This window comes from Mesorhizobium sp. M2E.F.Ca.ET.209.01.1.1, from assembly GCF_004010375.2.
Taxonomy (GTDB): domain Bacteria; phylum Pseudomonadota; class Alphaproteobacteria; order Rhizobiales; family Rhizobiaceae; genus Mesorhizobium.
Genome location: NZ_SADP02000346.1, coordinates 1 through 387, shown reverse-complemented (window position 1 = coordinate 387; position 387 = coordinate 1). Strand labels below are relative to the sequence as shown.

1 pseudogene is annotated in these 387 nt (G+C 63.6%); it reads left to right on the top strand.

Features of this window, described 5'->3' with window-relative positions:
- A pseudogene (locus EN852_RS35930) lies at nucleotides 1–387 on the top strand (cell division protein FtsH); the annotation flags it as partial.

The window sequence follows — 387 nt, the reverse complement described above, 5'->3', positions numbered from 1 at the left end:
GGCGGCGACATGCGCGGCGGCACCAGACAGCTGACCTACACAACCCGTGGTGGGCAGTCGTCAACCATCACCGCGCCGTTCGATCGGGACCTGATCAAAGTGGTACGTACCAAGAACGTGGAAATCGTGCAGGAGGAGCCGTCCAGCGGCATTTCCCTCGGCGCGATCCTGATGAATTTCCTGCCGGTCATCCTGATCATCGGCTTCTGGTTGTTCATCATGCGCCAGATGCAGGGGGGCGGTGGCGGTGCCAAGGGCGCGATGTCCTTCGGCAAGTCGCGCGCCAAGCTGCAGGGCGAGGACCAGATCAAGGTCACCTTCGCCGACGTCGCCGGCTGCGACGAGGCCAAGGAAGAAGTGGGCGAGCTGGTGGACTTCCTGCGCGAC